General features: G+C 46.6%; 13 protein-coding genes. 7 read left to right on the forward strand and 6 right to left on the reverse strand.

Translation table 11 applies throughout. The annotated features are described in order from the left end of the window. Positions 1 to 607: 607 nt before the first annotated feature. Positions 608 to 2,086 (reverse strand): leucyl aminopeptidase, encoded by a 1,479-nt coding sequence (locus QZW82_RS09805; protein ID WP_293147510.1) that lies wholly within the window; start codon positions 2,084 to 2,086, stop codon positions 608 to 610. Between the two features lie 190 nt (positions 2,087 to 2,276). Here QZW82_RS09805 and QZW82_RS09810 point away from each other — a divergent pair, with 190 nt between their 5' ends. After that, positions 2,277 to 4,478 carry a transglycosylase SLT domain-containing protein gene (locus QZW82_RS09810; RefSeq protein ID WP_293147511.1) on the forward strand — a complete coding sequence of 734 codons (2,202 nt, stop codon included), beginning with the start codon at positions 2,277 to 2,279 and terminating at the stop codon, positions 4,476 to 4,478. Positions 4,479 to 4,725: 247 nt separating this feature from the next. Here the strand turns inward: QZW82_RS09810 and QZW82_RS09815 are convergent, their stop codons facing one another. Continuing rightward, entirely contained in the window at positions 4,726 to 5,223 is a 498-nt protein-coding gene (locus tag QZW82_RS09815; RefSeq protein ID WP_293147512.1) for a pentapeptide repeat-containing protein, read from the reverse strand. Between the two features lie 109 nt (positions 5,224 to 5,332). On the opposite strand from QZW82_RS09815, the gene QZW82_RS09820 reads away from it, so the two are divergent. After that, positions 5,333 to 5,698 carry a phage holin family protein gene (locus QZW82_RS09820; RefSeq protein WP_293147563.1) on the forward strand — a complete coding sequence of 122 codons (366 nt, stop codon included), beginning with the start codon at positions 5,333 to 5,335 and terminating at the stop codon, positions 5,696 to 5,698. A 4-nt stretch (positions 5,699 to 5,702) separates the two neighbouring features. On the opposite strand, the gene QZW82_RS09825 is transcribed toward QZW82_RS09820, so the two are convergent. Beyond that, entirely contained in the window at positions 5,703 to 6,464 is a 762-nt protein-coding gene (locus QZW82_RS09825; protein ID WP_293147513.1) for a cobalamin biosynthesis protein, read from the reverse strand. Between the two features lie 121 nt (positions 6,465 to 6,585). Here QZW82_RS09825 and QZW82_RS09830 point away from each other — a divergent pair, with 121 nt between their 5' ends. Further along, positions 6,586 to 6,951, forward strand: a complete 366-nt coding sequence (locus QZW82_RS09830) for a hypothetical protein (RefSeq protein ID WP_293147514.1) — start codon at positions 6,586 to 6,588, stop codon at positions 6,949 to 6,951. Positions 6,952 to 6,959: 8 nt separating this feature from the next. On the opposite strand, the gene QZW82_RS09835 is transcribed toward QZW82_RS09830, so the two are convergent. Then, on the reverse strand, positions 6,960 to 7,481 hold the full coding sequence (locus tag QZW82_RS09835) for a GNAT family N-acetyltransferase (RefSeq protein ID WP_293147515.1): 522 nt from the start codon (positions 7,479 to 7,481) through the stop codon (positions 6,960 to 6,962). 267 nt (positions 7,482 to 7,748) lie between these two features. Continuing rightward, positions 7,749 to 8,363, reverse strand: coding sequence for a TetR/AcrR family transcriptional regulator (locus tag QZW82_RS09840; RefSeq protein ID WP_293147517.1), 615 nt, complete (start codon positions 8,361 to 8,363; stop codon positions 7,749 to 7,751). 271 nt (positions 8,364 to 8,634) lie between these two features. Between QZW82_RS09840 and QZW82_RS09845 the strand changes: the two genes are divergently transcribed. The 4 genes from QZW82_RS09845 (at position 8,635) to QZW82_RS09860 (ending at position 13,538) form a co-directional block, all read left to right on the forward strand. Further along, the gene (locus QZW82_RS09845; RefSeq protein WP_293147519.1) at positions 8,635 to 10,230 is read left to right on the forward strand and encodes a pitrilysin family protein; all 1,596 of its coding nucleotides are present in this window, start codon (positions 8,635 to 8,637) and stop codon (positions 10,228 to 10,230) included. A 471-nt stretch (positions 10,231 to 10,701) separates the two neighbouring features. After that, positions 10,702 to 12,183, forward strand: a complete 1,482-nt coding sequence (locus tag QZW82_RS09850; RefSeq protein WP_293147521.1) for a pitrilysin family protein — start codon at positions 10,702 to 10,704, stop codon at positions 12,181 to 12,183. A gap of 249 nt (positions 12,184 to 12,432) precedes the next feature. After that, positions 12,433 to 12,615, forward strand: a complete 183-nt coding sequence (locus QZW82_RS09855) for a hypothetical protein (RefSeq protein ID WP_293147523.1) — start codon at positions 12,433 to 12,435, stop codon at positions 12,613 to 12,615. A gap of 53 nt (positions 12,616 to 12,668) precedes the next feature. Continuing rightward, positions 12,669 to 13,538, forward strand: a complete 870-nt coding sequence (locus tag QZW82_RS09860) for a trypsin-like peptidase domain-containing protein (RefSeq protein WP_293147524.1) — start codon at positions 12,669 to 12,671, stop codon at positions 13,536 to 13,538. A 327-nt stretch (positions 13,539 to 13,865) separates the two neighbouring features. Here QZW82_RS09860 and QZW82_RS09865 read toward each other — a convergent pair whose 3' ends face one another. After that, positions 13,866 to 14,630 carry a Uma2 family endonuclease gene (locus QZW82_RS09865; protein ID WP_293147526.1) on the reverse strand — a complete coding sequence of 255 codons (765 nt, stop codon included), beginning with the start codon at positions 14,628 to 14,630 and terminating at the stop codon, positions 13,866 to 13,868. Between the last annotated feature and the right edge of the window lie 123 nt (positions 14,631 to 14,753).

Below are 14,753 nucleotides of genomic sequence, written 5' to 3' on the forward strand. Positions count from 1 at the left end.
GCGAACTTAGCGCTTTTTGTTTAGATCGTGAAGAGCGCTGAAGCGCAACTACGTACCTAGGATGATAATCAATAATAGCGCTTTTTGCTGGGATTGTTAAGAGCGCTGAAGCGCAACTACGTACCTAGGATGATAATAAATAATAGCGCTTTTTGCTGGGATTGTTAAGAGCGCTGAAGCGCAACTACGTACCTAGGATGATAATCAATAATAGCGCTTTTTGCTGGGATTGTTAAGAGCGCTGAAGCGCAACTACGTACCTAGGATGATAATCAATAATAGCACTTTTTGCTGGGATTGTTAAGAGCGCTGAAGCGCAACTACGTACCTAGGATGATAATAAATAATAGCGCTTTTTGCTGGGATTGTTAAGAGCGCTGAAGCGCAACTACGTACCTAAGATGATAATAAATAATAGCGCTTTTTGCTGAGATTATGAAGAGCGCTGAAGCGCAACTACGTACCTAAGACGACAACCAAACGGCCCTGACTTCCTCCCCGAAATTGCGGGGAGGGAGTTACAAATTCACAAATGATTTAGGATTGCTATGACCCAGATTGCCAGCCGCAAAAATATCTATTTTTGCGCTAGCCAATCCACAGTTAATTAAGCACCACCAAGCACCAAATGCACCAGAGTCCGAACGCCAAAACCAGTTGCTCCAGCGCCGTTATAGCCGTTTTCCTTGTCGCTCCAAACTGGGCCAGCAATATCTAAATGCGCCCAAGGAGTGTCCTTAACAAACTGCTTCAAAAATAGCGCCGCCGTAATCGAACCGCCGTAACGAGGCCCTGTGTTTTTCATGTCAGCGTGCAAAGCCTTCAAGCCATCAAAATACTTTTCTTCCATCGGCATTCGCCAAAACTTTTCGCCTGCCAATTCTGAGGCGGCGACTATTTCGGCGGCGACGCTATCTTGAGGACTCCACAAACCGGCGATATCTTCGCCCAAAGCAATGACGCAGGCGCCAGTTAGAGTGGCTAAATCGACAATTACGTCAACTCCCAACTTATCAGCAAATACCAAAGCATCAGCGAGGGTTAAACGACCTTCGGCGTCGGTATTATTGACTTCAATTGTTTTGCCGTTGGAAGCTGTGAGGATGTCTCCAGGGCGCATGGCGTGGCCGCTGATCATGTTTTCGGTGACGGCGCTGATAAAGTGAACTTCGACATCTGGTTTGATGTGTCCGATCGCCTTTGCGGCTCCCAAGGTAGCAGCGGCACCGCCCATATCTATTTTCATCATTTCAATACCGCTGCCGGCACCTTTGATGTTCAAACCGCCGGAATCAAAGGTTAATCCTTTGCCGACGATCGCAATTTTGCGCCGCGGTGTGCCTGCGGGTTTGTAAGTCAGGTGGATGAATTTCGGCGGCAAGTCGGATGCTTTGGCAACCCCGAGAAAGGCTCCCATGCCTAGTTTTTCGCACTCTGCTTGCTCTAATATTTCTAATTCTAAACCGCATTCTGCTGCTAGACTTTGAGCGGTTTCGGCCATGGTAATCGGGGTGACATAATTGGCCGGCGCTGCGACTAATTCCCGTGCTAAAATAACTCCGGCTGTGATTTGGCGAGCGCGGGCGATCGCACTTTCGGTACCGGCGAAACCGAGTAAATGAATTTGTTCTACTTGCGGGCTTTTGTCGTCGGGTTCCGATTTGAAGCGGTTGTCTTGATTCAGGGAGAGCTCTACACCTTCGGCGATCGCACTTGCTGTCACATCCGGCGCGCTTTGCCACACCGGAAGGCTAATTCCGAGGGTTTTGCATTTCTCCTTTTTGGCTAACTTGGCGCACGCGCCCGCAGCTTGCCGCACGGTGTCTAATTTTAAGTCTGGGGCTTTCCCCAAACCGACGATCGCAATTTTGCGAATCGGACTATTGCCGCCGACACGGGCGATCGCACTCTGGCCCGCTTTGCCCTTAAAATCTACTTCCTGAATCAGCTCTTTCAACGTGCCTGCAAGCTTTTCATCTAATTGTGCCAAGTCGCCGGCGAGCTCCAAAGCGTCCTCAAATAGACCAATTGCCAGGGCATCTCCCGTCCAAGCAGAGGGGAGCGTATCGGTGACTAGAAATTCCATGTTTTGATTTACAGTTTAGATTTTAGATTTTTGATTGTACTTTGTCCTTGCTGGTTTGTCGTTTTTCCTTCGTTCGATTAAATAAATTTATCTCCTAAATTCTCCGCTACAGATCTAAATAAATTCTGGTACGATATCAGCCAAGTCCGCTGGCGATCGATTTTCTATTGTTATTTTCTTAAATTTTCCCATGCTAAAGCGACGAAAAACCCGAGTTTCTGTTTTAATTGGCGTTTCAGTTTGCATAATGGCGATCGGCTCTGTGGTTGGTGCGGCGAAATGGATGGGTGTAGGCCCCTTCCAGAAGGCTCAGCGTGCCAGAGATGCAGCCAATTCCGCATCTGAAGTCAAAATGCTGGTATCGCTGTCACCGAATGAGCGATCGGCAAAATTGGTTGAACTCGCCGCCAGTCAGTCTGCAAGTACCAACCCACAGCAGGAAATCTCCCCTCAAAGCCGCGCCCGCTACTTACTTGCCAGCGATTTAATCCAGCAAGGAAATGCCACCAAAGCATTAAAGTTACTGGACAATTTAGAGCAAGAATATCCACTTTTAGCTGCTCAAATTGCCCTCAAACGCGCGCAAGCTTACCAATTAAGCGGCGACAAAGGCAAAGCACAAAAAGCTTGGGAAGAACTGCTTAAAAACTATTCTAGCGATCCAGTATCTGCCGAAGCTTTGTATGTTTTAGGCAAGTCAAAACCAGAATATTGGAAGCAAGCAATTACAGAATTTCCCGCACATCCGCGCAGTGTAGAAATTGCCCGGAAGAAGTTAAAAGAAAATCCCAATCAGCCCGAGTTAATGCTGATAGTAGCAAAGCACGGTCATTATGTCAAAGATTACGGTACATTATTAGAACAACTGGCGCAGCAAAACAGCGCCACTTTGAAACCGGAAGATTGGGAAGCAATTGCCTTTGGCTATTGGGAAAAACAGGATTACGGCAAAGGAGCGATTGCTTACGGAAAAGCTCCCCGCACGGGTCAAAATCTTTACCGCAAAGCTCGCGGTTTGTGGCTAGACGGCAAAATCCCGGAATCGAGAATTGCCTATCAAGAATTAGTGCGAGATTTCCCGGATGCCGAAGATACTGGTATGGGTTTAATCCGGCTAGCACGGCTGAGCGATCCCAAGGATGCGATCGCCTATCTCGATCGCGCGATCGGCAAATTCCCCGATCGTGCCCCCGAAGCTTTGCTAGATAAATCCAAACTTCTCGACAAAGCAGGCAGCGGTGAATCCGCCTCACAAACCCGCAAGTTGCTATTGACAAAATACAACAATTCTGATAAAGCAGCCGAATTGCGTTGGGCGATCGCGCAACAGTATGCCAAAGGCGGAGATTTAAAATCAGCTTGGCAGTGGGCGAGGGAATTAACCACCCACAATCCCGACAGCGAACAAGCACCAGAAGCAGCATTTTGGGTCGGCAAATGGGCTATGCAACTCGGCCGCGAACAGGATGCCAAGACATCCTTTGAGTACACCATTGTACGCTATCCAGAATCATATTTCGCATGGCGATCGGCAGTATTTCTCGGCTGGCCAGTAGGCGACTTTACCACAGTCCGAGACTTATCTCCCAAGGTAGTGCAACAGCCTCAGCGCCCCGAACCAACCGCCGGATCTCCTGCATTAAAAGAACTGTATCAATTAGGTCAAGATAGAGATGCTTGGACATTGTGGCAAATAGAATTTACCAACCGCGTCGAACCAAGTATTGCCGAACAGTTTACCGACGGTTTAATGCGAATTGGAGTTGGAGACAATTTAGACGGTTTGTGGATGATTGGAAGTTTGCGCCAGCGCGAAAAACCCGATGATAGAACTGAATATTTGGCTCTCAGACAGCAGCCCGCTTATTGGCAAGCACTTTATCCCTTTCCTTACCTAGAAACCATTGTCAAATGGTCGCAAGAACGCAAAATAAATCCAGTATTAGTAACAGCATTGATTCGCCAAGAATCTCGGTTTATGCCCAAAATTAAATCAGTAGTTGGCGCGACAGGTTTAATGCAAGTAATGCCGGAGACAGGAAGTTGGGTGGCTGAGAAAATCAACCTTAAAAAGTATTCCTTGGAGGATGTAGACGACAATGTTAAACTCGGAACTTGGTATTTGGATCATACCCACGACGAGTACAAGAATAATTCGATGTTAGCTGTGGCGAGTTACAATGCTGGGCCGAATGCGGTAGCAGATTGGTTGAAGAGGTTTAGTTTTAGCGATCCGGATGCTTTTGCGGAAAAGATTCCGTTTCCTGAAACTAAAGGATATGTGAAATCGGTGTTTGAGAATTACTGGAATTATCTGCGGATTTACAATCCAGAAGTTAATCAGTTAATGAGCGAGCATTATGAGGCTGCTCAGAAAAAAGCCAAGCCTTAGTAATTTTTAGTTGTGAGAAACAGGCTTTCCGGCCTGTTCCACAATCAAATTAATTAGGTACGTTGTTGGGCTTCAGCCCTCTGTAGGCGTATATCTTAAACAGGGCTAAAGCCCAACAACGTACCTTCTATATAAAAATAGGTACGTTGTTGGGCTTCAGCCCTCTGTAGGCGTATATCTTAAAGAGGGCTAAAGCCCAACAACGTACCTTCTGTTCCAAAAATTGAAATTATGGGATTAAAACAAATCAGCGGCATCCCAAAGAATCGCGAGTGGAAATCCCAGTTTGAGAATTAATCCCGCTGGCTTTGCTGCACAATTCTTTAACTTGTGCGCCATCCATAATTGCATCAGTAAAATCAGCGCCAGTGATATCAGCTTCATCAAAAGTAGAACGCAACAAAATTGTTTCCACTAAAATTGCATCGCTTAAATCAGCCTTAGTAAATTTAATTTGATCGATCATGGCATTAGTTAAATTTGCGCCGTGCAAATTCGCTTCAGTCATCACCGAAGCACTCATAATTGCTCCCCGCAAATCGGCATTAGAAAAATTAGTTAAATCCATATTAGCGTTAGAAAACTCAGCGGCGCGCAGCGTTTGGCCAGAAAAATCGCGTCTGGTAAGTTCGGCATTGCTAAAGGACAGCGGCGGTGGGTAATATTTAGATTGAGCTTGGGCTGCGCGCGGCAGGATGAAGATGGTTAGCGCCAATAGGAATGCTGCTAGTTGCCGGAGTTTCATAAATCTGATGTCGTCGCAAGGTGGGTATTTGGTAGTGTATCCCGAACTTTGGTCGATCGCCCAAACAGCTACAATCTTAATTAAGAGTGATGGAGATGAAAAAAACGATATGGTAAGTTTTTTCTTAACTTGGATAGTAGCGGCCGTTTCGCTGGTGATTACCGCTAACATTGTACCGGGTATTGCGGTGACGAGCTTTCCGGCGGCGATGCTGGCTGCTGTGGTTATCGGATTTGTGAATGCGGTTGTCAGGCCGATTATTACATTGCTGACGCTGCCTTTCAGCATTCTGACTTTAGGTTTGTTTTTGTTTGTGGTGAATGCGATTTCGCTTTCCTTGGCTTCGTGGTTGGCGGGTGCTTTCAGTATCGGCTTTGCGATTAACGGTTTTTGGCCTGCTTTGTTCGGTTCAATTGTGTTGTCGTTGGTTTCTGGGCTAATTGGCCGATTTGTGAATGTCGGTGTCGAGCAGTAAGATATTATCGTAGATAGTCGATCGGGCAAACTGCAACCGCCACTGTAACAGAGCCTAGCATTTTTTCCGATCGCAAGACTTTTTTCGGAACTAAGAGCGGATGTGAACCGCAGATAAACGCAGATAAACGCAGATGATTGATGGATATCTGCGTTTTTTGGTGTTGGTGCACGGTGACAATTTGGGCGATCGCGCAAAGTGCAGCGGCTTCTGCTACGCTGGGCGTTCCCACTGCTGTTGCTGCAATATCTGAAGGATTGGGGACTTCAACGGAACTTAAAACATCAGCCGCAAAGGTTTTTAACGGCCAATTTCGCGATCGACAAAGTTCCAGCAAGCCGATTTCCCCTGCTTTAGTGTCTATCGTAGCAATACCTGCGATCGCACTTTCCGCTAAATGATAACTGCGACAGACATTTTGAATCGCAGTTTCGATTAATTCTCGCGAAGTTCCAGCCTTGCAACCTATCCCTACCCACAACACTCTCGGATGCCACTGAACCTTTGGCAAAACCGATTCCGGCGCAAATCTTCTCTGAGTAAAACTAATCCAAATTCGCCCTTTGATAGGTGATAGATTTTCCCCATCCCAAGACAAACAATGTTTTTCCGGCAGACTGTTTCGCCACAAAGTCGAACCAACTTCTTGAATTACTTCTACAGTTTCCCCTCTCTTCATCGCAGCCGCAACTTTCGTCCAGTCGCCTGTCCCGCGATTCCAACTCCTGGGAATGTCTAGCATCTCTAAAGTAAATTCATCGCTCATTATTCAATTATCTATTCCGTAGTTTCACTGAGACTGCAATCTTAAATTTTTTTTAACACTCTTTGTTGATTTTTTTTGTATAATAACTTTAGCACAAACTGCAAACAATTAAACATTTAATATGGTAGAACTGAACCAATTACTGTTAGAGTTTGAAAGCAACCTCACATGGGAATCTGTGACGCAAGAATGGAAAGAACGTCGCGACAGTTGGGTGAGTGACGTGCAAGCAGCAGTCGATCCGTCACAGTTAGCAGAATTTCTAGTTGAATTGGAATCAGACATCGAGTGGGAAGCGGTGCAAAATCAATGGAAACGGCGCCGGGAAAGTTGGGTAGAAGAATGTCAAGCAGCATCGACTCTTGAAGAAGTATCAAGTTTATTGCTGGAACTTGAAAGCAATACAACTTGGGAAGCTTTCGCCGATGAATGGCAGGAAAATCGGGATAATTGGGCACGGCAAATGTACGAGTTTAACGACGAGTAATAATTTACTCAATCAAAATCTATTTTCATAGTCAATGATGTCCCGGCTGTGCGGTTAATTATCTCGCTTCCCTCAATTACTTTAAATCCCGATCGCTCGTACAAATTCAGGGCCTGATTTGAGCTTCTGACACTCAAGGATACCGCTGGATAAGATGCTTTGGCTGCTGGCAACAAATGAGCCAGCAATTGAGTTCCTACACCCTGATTTGTGTATTCTGGAAGAACCGCGATCGCCAATTCCGGGATAGTATCGTCAATCCAGCCAAACCCCCTGTCATCCCCTGCAAACAAACGCAGCCACGCCGCTCCTACTGGCTGGCTGCTGTTCAATTCAATTGCTAGGAAGCCCATATCGCCTGCACGTCCCCAATGCTTGACATATTTCGCAATTAAAGGATGATTCACAACAGCTTCCACCGTTGATTCGCCTTCTTCTGCCATGTGCGCCGCTTCATAGAGCATTTGCCACAAAAAAGGCTCGTCTTCCTGCATTAAGGGCCGAATAGAATAGTCTAAGATTTTGTCCATAAGGTAGAAGAAAGTTCAGCAAAGGATGCGCTCCACGGATTTAACGAATGTGTTGAAGAATAAAGAAGGAAAAAACGCGAACTATAGCCTTTCTCAAAAAGATGAGGTATGACTGGCATCAGTATAACCGCTTAGACGTATAGGGCCCAAGCCCAACAACGTCCGCGAATCTTTCTGAGAACCGCTATACTAATGACTAATGATTAATGACGCTCGCGCTAATGACAACTAACAACTAACCACTGACAACTAAACACTGACAACTGACTAATCCTTAACCAAAACTCCATTCAGAAAAATATCTGCCAATCCTTCCGCCATTTCCTGCATTTCCTGCGGGGAAGCATTCGGCTCCATAATTGTATTTTGACTGAAACCGGCGACGGCAAACATTCCCAAAAATACCTGAGCGACAATCTTTGGATTCATCTTCCGATAAACTCCTTTTTCCATCGCCGTTTCAAAAAAAGCCTCAGCCACAATACTCATTTTTCCGATGACTTCCAACTGAATTTTGTCGCGCAAATCGGGATGAAACTGCGCCTCCAAAAAACATACCCGCATCATATCGCTATTCTCGCGGATATTTAGCATCCGCCTCCGCATCACTTGAGCCACTGCTTTGTAACTACCCATCTCGCTCAATTCCGTCAGCAAATCTGTCAGTATTTCCACCCATCCTTCCGTCGCCACCTCAACCAAAATCGCTTTTTTATTATCAAAATGCCGAAATAACGTACCCTCCGCCACCCCCGCCGCCGCTGCTAAATCCCGAGTTGTCGTACCGTCGTATCCGCTGCGGGCAAATAACCGCTGAGCTGCTTGTAAAATTCGCTTCTTGGTTTCTGTTTCTGAAGGAGGAGACTGATTAAAAATTCGCATGGCTTTGGAATCGGTAATTGGCGATTTAGAACTGGGGGTTTCGGACGGGCGGGCGAAATAATGTTAAGTTTTAAGTAGTGCGCGACTTTAATTCCAAACTCAAAACTCCTTGCCTGACCCTAGACCCTTTTTGAGATTTGCTGTATCAGCCTAACATCTGCGGCGCAACAGATCGCTTATGCGTCAAAAAATCTTTATCCTTAAACAAGAATCTCTTGTATTCGGCACAAACCTCTGGTTTGACAATCCAAAATCTAAAATCTAAAATCGAATGATCCCGCACTTCCAAAAACCACGCGCGGCGAAGCGATCCCGTAGGGAATCGCCCAAACCCAAAACTCGATTCATTGCCTCCCTGCTCGCCGCTGTACTGCTGTGGTGGGGAATTTCCCCCGAAATCGCCCTCGCTCGCGATAACCCTGCTAGCGGCTCGCAATTAGTGTCTGTGCAACCGTCGCTCGATCGCGTAATCAACCAAGTCACCGAATTTAAGCTCGACAATGGCATGACATTCGTGGTGCTCGAAAGGCCGAGATCTCCGGTAGCATCGTTTCTGATTCACGCCGACGTGGGAGGTGCCAACGAACCAGAGGGCCAAACCGGAGTCGCCCACTACCTGGAACATTTAGCTTTTAAAGGTACGCCAAAAATCGGCACTACCGACTACAAAGCCGAAAAGCCGCTGCTAGAAAAACAAGATAAACTCTTCGAGCAAATGCAAGCAGCGAAGGCAAGCGGCAAAACTGAAGAAATCGCCAAATTCAAAGCAGAATTTGACAAGGTTGAATCCGAAGCTTTGCAATTTGTCAAGCGCAATGAATTCGGTAAAATTGTCGAACAAGCAGGCGGAGTTGGACTAAATGCCGCTACTTCTATCGACTCGACCATGTATTTTTACAGTCTCCCCGCTAACAAGTTAGAACTGTGGATGTCGTTGGAATCCGAGCGTTTTTTAGAGCCTGTTTTTCGGGAATTTTATAAGGAAAAACAGGTAATTTTAGAAGAACGGAGGCTGCGAACCGAGAATTCGGCGATCGGGCAAATGGTAGAAGTTTTTGCTGACAAAGCTTTCTCTGTTCATCCTTACCGCCGTCCGGTGATTGGCTACACTGAAGATATTAAGAACCTCACGCGCAGCCAGGTGCAGAATTTTTTCGACACTCACTACATCCCCAGCAAGCTGACTGTGGCGGTGGTAGGAGACGTGAAAGCTGCGGAGGTGAAGCGTCTCGCTCAAATTTATTTCGGCCGCTACAAGGCGAAACCAGCGCCTCCTGAATTGCAAATTGTGGAGCCTCCGCAAACACAAACGAAGGAAGTGACGCTGAAGTTAAAAACTCAACCTTGGTATTTGGAAGGATACCACAGGCCGGCGATGAATCATCCCGACAATGCGGTTTATGAAATCATTGGTTCTTTGCTCAGCAGCGGCCGCACTTCTCGGCTTTATAAGTCTTTGGTAGAGCAACAGCAATTGGCGCTAGCTGCTCAAGGTTTCAGCGGTTATCCGGGGGAAAAGTACCCGAATTTAATGTTGTTTTATGCTCAAACTGCTCCGGGTAAGACGGTTGATGAGGTGGCAGTGGCTTTGAGCAAGGAAATCGATCGCCTAAAAACTGATCCGGTGTCTGCTTTGGAGTTGGAACGGGTGAAAACTCAGGCGAGGGCGGGTTTGTTGCGATCGCTCAATTCTAATATGGGTATGGCATTTTCGCTGCTGGATTATCAAGTGAAAACTGGCTCTTGGAAAAATCTGTTCAAGCAATTGGATGCGATCGCTGCTGTTGCTCCCGCTGACATTCAGCGAGTAGCTAAGGCAACTTTCCGCCCGGAAAATCGCACGATTGGTAAGCTTTTGTCGCTGTAAGAAGAAGCCTCGATTTGGACTCGGCGGTTGAAACCGCAGCTACAAAAACGAAGTCTGCCTCCGCAGACTAAGACTCGGCGGTTGAAACCGCAGCTACAAAAACGAAGTCTGCCTCCGCAGACTAAGACTCGGCGGTTGAAACCGCAGCTACAAAAACGAAGTCTGCCTCCGCAGACTAAGACTCGGCGGTTGAAACCGCAGCTACAAAAACGAAGTCTGCCTCCGCAGACTAAGACTCGGCGGTTGAAACCGCAGCTACAAAAACGAAGTCTGCCTCCGCAGACTAAGACTCGGCGGTTGAAACCGCAGCTACAAAAACGAAGTCTGCCTCCGCAGACTAAGACTCGGCGGTTGAAACCGCAGCTACAAAAACGAAGTCTGCCTCCGCAGACTGGGAAATAGGCTCGCATCTAGGGCGGGTACAGAGCACCGCCCCTACGCTATGTCACGATATCAAACTTAGGAGAAAGCATGAAAAGGACTAAATGGAAACTGAAAAAAGTAAAGTTATTTCTGCTGTCGCTTTGCTTTTTTACTGTTTCACTTGGCACGTTTAATTTGTTGCCTTCCCTAGCGGCTGGGCCGAAGCACTACGATGAATTAAAATTCCCGGGGCTGGCAGAAATTAAACTGCCTAAATACACTCGCTTCGAGCTGAAAAATGGCATCCGAGTCTATCTGATGGAAGATAGAGAACTGCCGTTAATTGGGGGAACGGCGCTATTTCGCACGGGCGATCGTTTTGAACCTGCTGATAAAATTGGATTGGGAGGTTTGACGGGAGAAGTGATGCGAACTGGTGGGACGAGTCGGCATACGGCTGATGAATTAAATCAGTTGCTAGAACAGCGGGCAGCTTCTGTAGAAACGGGAATTGATGTTGCTTCTGGTAGCGCTAATTTTAGTGCTTTAGCTGAAGATGTGGAACCTGTATTTGACTTGTTTGCGGAAGTGATTCGGGAGCCAATTTTTGCTAAGGAAAAGTTGGATTTAGCTAAGAATCAAGAGCAAGGTGGCATCGCCCGTCGCAACGACGATCCTAACGATATTACGGGCCGGGAGTTTCAAAAGTTGATTTATGGCGATCGCAGTCCCTACGCGCGCACGGCAGAATACAAGACTCTGGCCAATATTTCCCGCGACGATTTGGTGGGTTTCTACCAGAAGTATTTCCACCCGAAGAATATGATTTTGGGTATTTCTGGCGATTTTGATACGGCTAAAATGCGATCGCTCGTCGAGCAAAAATTCGGCAACTGGGTACCGACTCAGAGTGCAGAAGTGCCTGCGCTACCAGCGGTAACGCCGGCGAATCAAGGCGGCGTATTTTTGGTAAATCAACCCCAATTGAGTCAAAGTTACGTGCAGATGGGGCATTTGGGCGGGATGTTGAACAGCCCAGATTACGGTGCTTTGGACGTGATGAATGGGGTTATGAACGGTTTTGGCGGGCGTTTGTTCAATAATGTGCGATCGCGCCAAGGCTTAGCCTACACGGTTTACGCGGCTTGGAGTCCCAGATTTGACTATCCAGGGACGTTTGTAGCTGGAGGCCAAACGCGATCGGACGCGACAGTTCCGTTTATCAACGCAATCCGCGCTGAGATCGATCGCATCCGCACCGAACCAATTACCGCCGAAGAATTAGCTTTTGCGAAAGATTCCACCCTCAATTCTTTCATCTTCAAATTTGAAAATCCGAGTCAAACTTTGTCGCGACTAATGCGCTACGAATACTACGGTTATCCCGAAGATTTCATTTTTCGGTACCGCCGCAGCGTCGAAGCAGCCACAATTGCTGACGTGCAGCGCGTGGCTAAGACTTACTTGAAACCGGATAATTTGGTAACGTTAGTAGTGGGAAATACTGCGGCAATTCAACCGCCGTTATCGAGTTTGGGAACTGCTGTGAAAGTCCAATCTGTTGATATCACAATTCCCTCGGCAACTTAATCTATAGCGGTTATCAGAAAGATGAGGTACGTTGTTGGGCTTGGGCCCTCTTAGTATGAGGTACGTTGTTGGGCTTCAGCCCTCTTAGTATTGTGTAAGGTGCGTCGCTGCCAAAACTTCGCTCTTTCTTTAGGGATTTTTTGAGAGCGACGCACCCTACAATAGTCAGGTGCGTCGCTATAAAATTTTCAGTTATATTTGTAAATTTGCGATCGCGACGCACCCTACAGCTTAAGGAAAAAGCTAACTATGTTCGTCCGAGAAATTCGGTTGTTGGTGGAAGCTTGTTTTGTAGCTCCAGCCTTCATTCCTCTTCTGCTGCCTTTTGATGCTGATAGAGACAAGGCAATCGTAGGCTTGGCTACTTTCCTTAACCGAATAGCCAACCGAACTCAGGAAGGTTCGGTAATTGCGATGATTTTATATTGTTGATTTTTTAGACAAGGTGCTACTTTGTATAAAGTTCTTCATTCTAATATCTGTCCATGATTAACCTAAATAGTTTGGCATCGCAATTACTTTTCACGACAATACGTATTGTCACAAAAAATAATGATGGTACTCAGTCATCCGGAACAGCTTTTTGTGTTGACTTCAGAGTGAGTGAAAAAAGAGTACCTGTTCTTATTACTAATAATCACGTTGTTGAGAATTCACGGTTAGGAACATTTTTTGTTCATTTAGGAGTCCAAGACGAGAATGGTCAATTGGTACCCAAATTTGCTTCACAGCCAATAACAGTCTCAAACTTTCAAAACCGTTGGATTCCTCATCCTAATAATGATGTAGACCTTTGTGCTATGCCATTTGAACCACTGCTACAGGAAGCGTTGGCTCAAGGAGAAGAAATTTTTTATAAACCAATTACTGAAGATGATTTCCCTACTACAGAAATACTTAGCAATCTTTCTGCATTAGAAGATATTCTTATGGTGGGATATCCTATTGATCTTTGGGATGATGTCAATAATTTCCCTGTTTTGCGTCGAGGAATTACAGCATCACATCCGAGCGTTGATTTTCAAGGAAAATCAATTGGTTTAGCTGATATAGCTTCATTCCCTGGTTCTTCAGGTTCTCCAATTTTGGTTGTTAACGAAGGATCATTCACATCACCAAGTGGAATTTGTATAGGTAGCAGATTAATTTTTTTAGGAGTTTTGTATGCTGGTCCGCAATTTACAGCTAATGGGGACATAAAAATTGTAGAAATTCCAACAGCACAAACCCCTATTTCAAGAACTAATATACCCACACACTTAGGATATTATGTTAAAGCCAAAGAACTTATAACCCTTAAAGAGCATATACTTTCTATGTTGCCAGCACCGAAGGAGCTGGAGCCGACAGCCTAACAATTCACGCATAAGCCAAACGGCGATCCCTGCTTACTGTGCGGGGATTGCCGCACTATTGCCAGCCTATCCACTTTACTTAGCGAGTGGTTGGAAAGTTGCCCATTTGGAATAACTGTGTTTTGGGGCAGTTTTTTCTCATCCATGTTTTCAGCCGATCGCTATTGAAATTGCCTGTACTATTTCTGTGAATTCGATCTAATTTGTAAATTTTTGATGGCGACGCACCTGACTATTGTGTGGTGCGGATCTGTGAGATTTTCGCTTTTCTTTGTAAATTTGCGATCGCGACGCACCCTACGGCTAACTAACGAACATCCCGCCCTTTCACGCCAGCCGATCGATATCAACACCCAACTCCCGCAACTTAGCCGCCAATAAATCCGCCCGCTGGCATTCCTGTTCTGCCCGCTGGCGTTCCTGTTCGGCCCGCTGGCGTTCCTGTTGGGCTTGTTCCGAACTCCACAGCAGCAAATTTCCCTGCGAATCCCACCAGCGCAGCCAATTCATAGTTTGCCCCAAACGTTCCCCCCGCCAAATCCCCAGCCACAAATCTAGCTCTGGAATCCGCACCCGTCCCTGTGCATCAGCAGTCTGGGTTACATAGCTCCCATTTTGCAGATACCGCACTTCCAACTTGGGCTCGTAGGGGTCGTAAGTCACATAGGTGGGCACTTGCAGAATCTGTTCGTAGAAGTAGAGCTTACCGTAGGGAGGAGTCGATCGCACCGACAGTTCCCCATAATCTTCGTCAGACAAAAACTCCATCACCACCGATATCGGCGCACCCTCCAGATTCGGCGTGTAACTGCGGCGAATCGTCCCCTCAGCAACTGGATGCGCTTGCGGCACGTAAAACCAATCCGGTGCTTTGACTACAGTTTTCTGATTGATAGTCGCTACCAGTCCAAAATTGGAACCGATAAGGGCGAGTCCAATGCGTCCAGCGGCCCCCAGAGCATCGGTGAGAGCAGCAGCAAGGGGCGGTTGTTGAATATTTTCCACGGGATCGTCCGGTAATACAAAGTCGGCTGGTAGGGCTTCCCAGGTGACAGTTGGTGCTTTGGAACTCGACGAAATTTGAAGTACCATTAGCCTATACCATTTGAGATTTTAGATTTGAGATGGGAAAAGAAGACTGGGCGGTTAGAAACCGCGTCTATACAGACCAAACCCGCCTCCGCGGGTTAAAGAACGCGCTGTGAAGATTATTTT

It is taken from the genome of Microcoleus sp. bin48.metabat.b7b8b9.023, from assembly GCF_013299185.1.
GTDB lineage: Bacteria > Cyanobacteriota > Cyanobacteriia > Cyanobacteriales > Microcoleaceae > Microcoleus.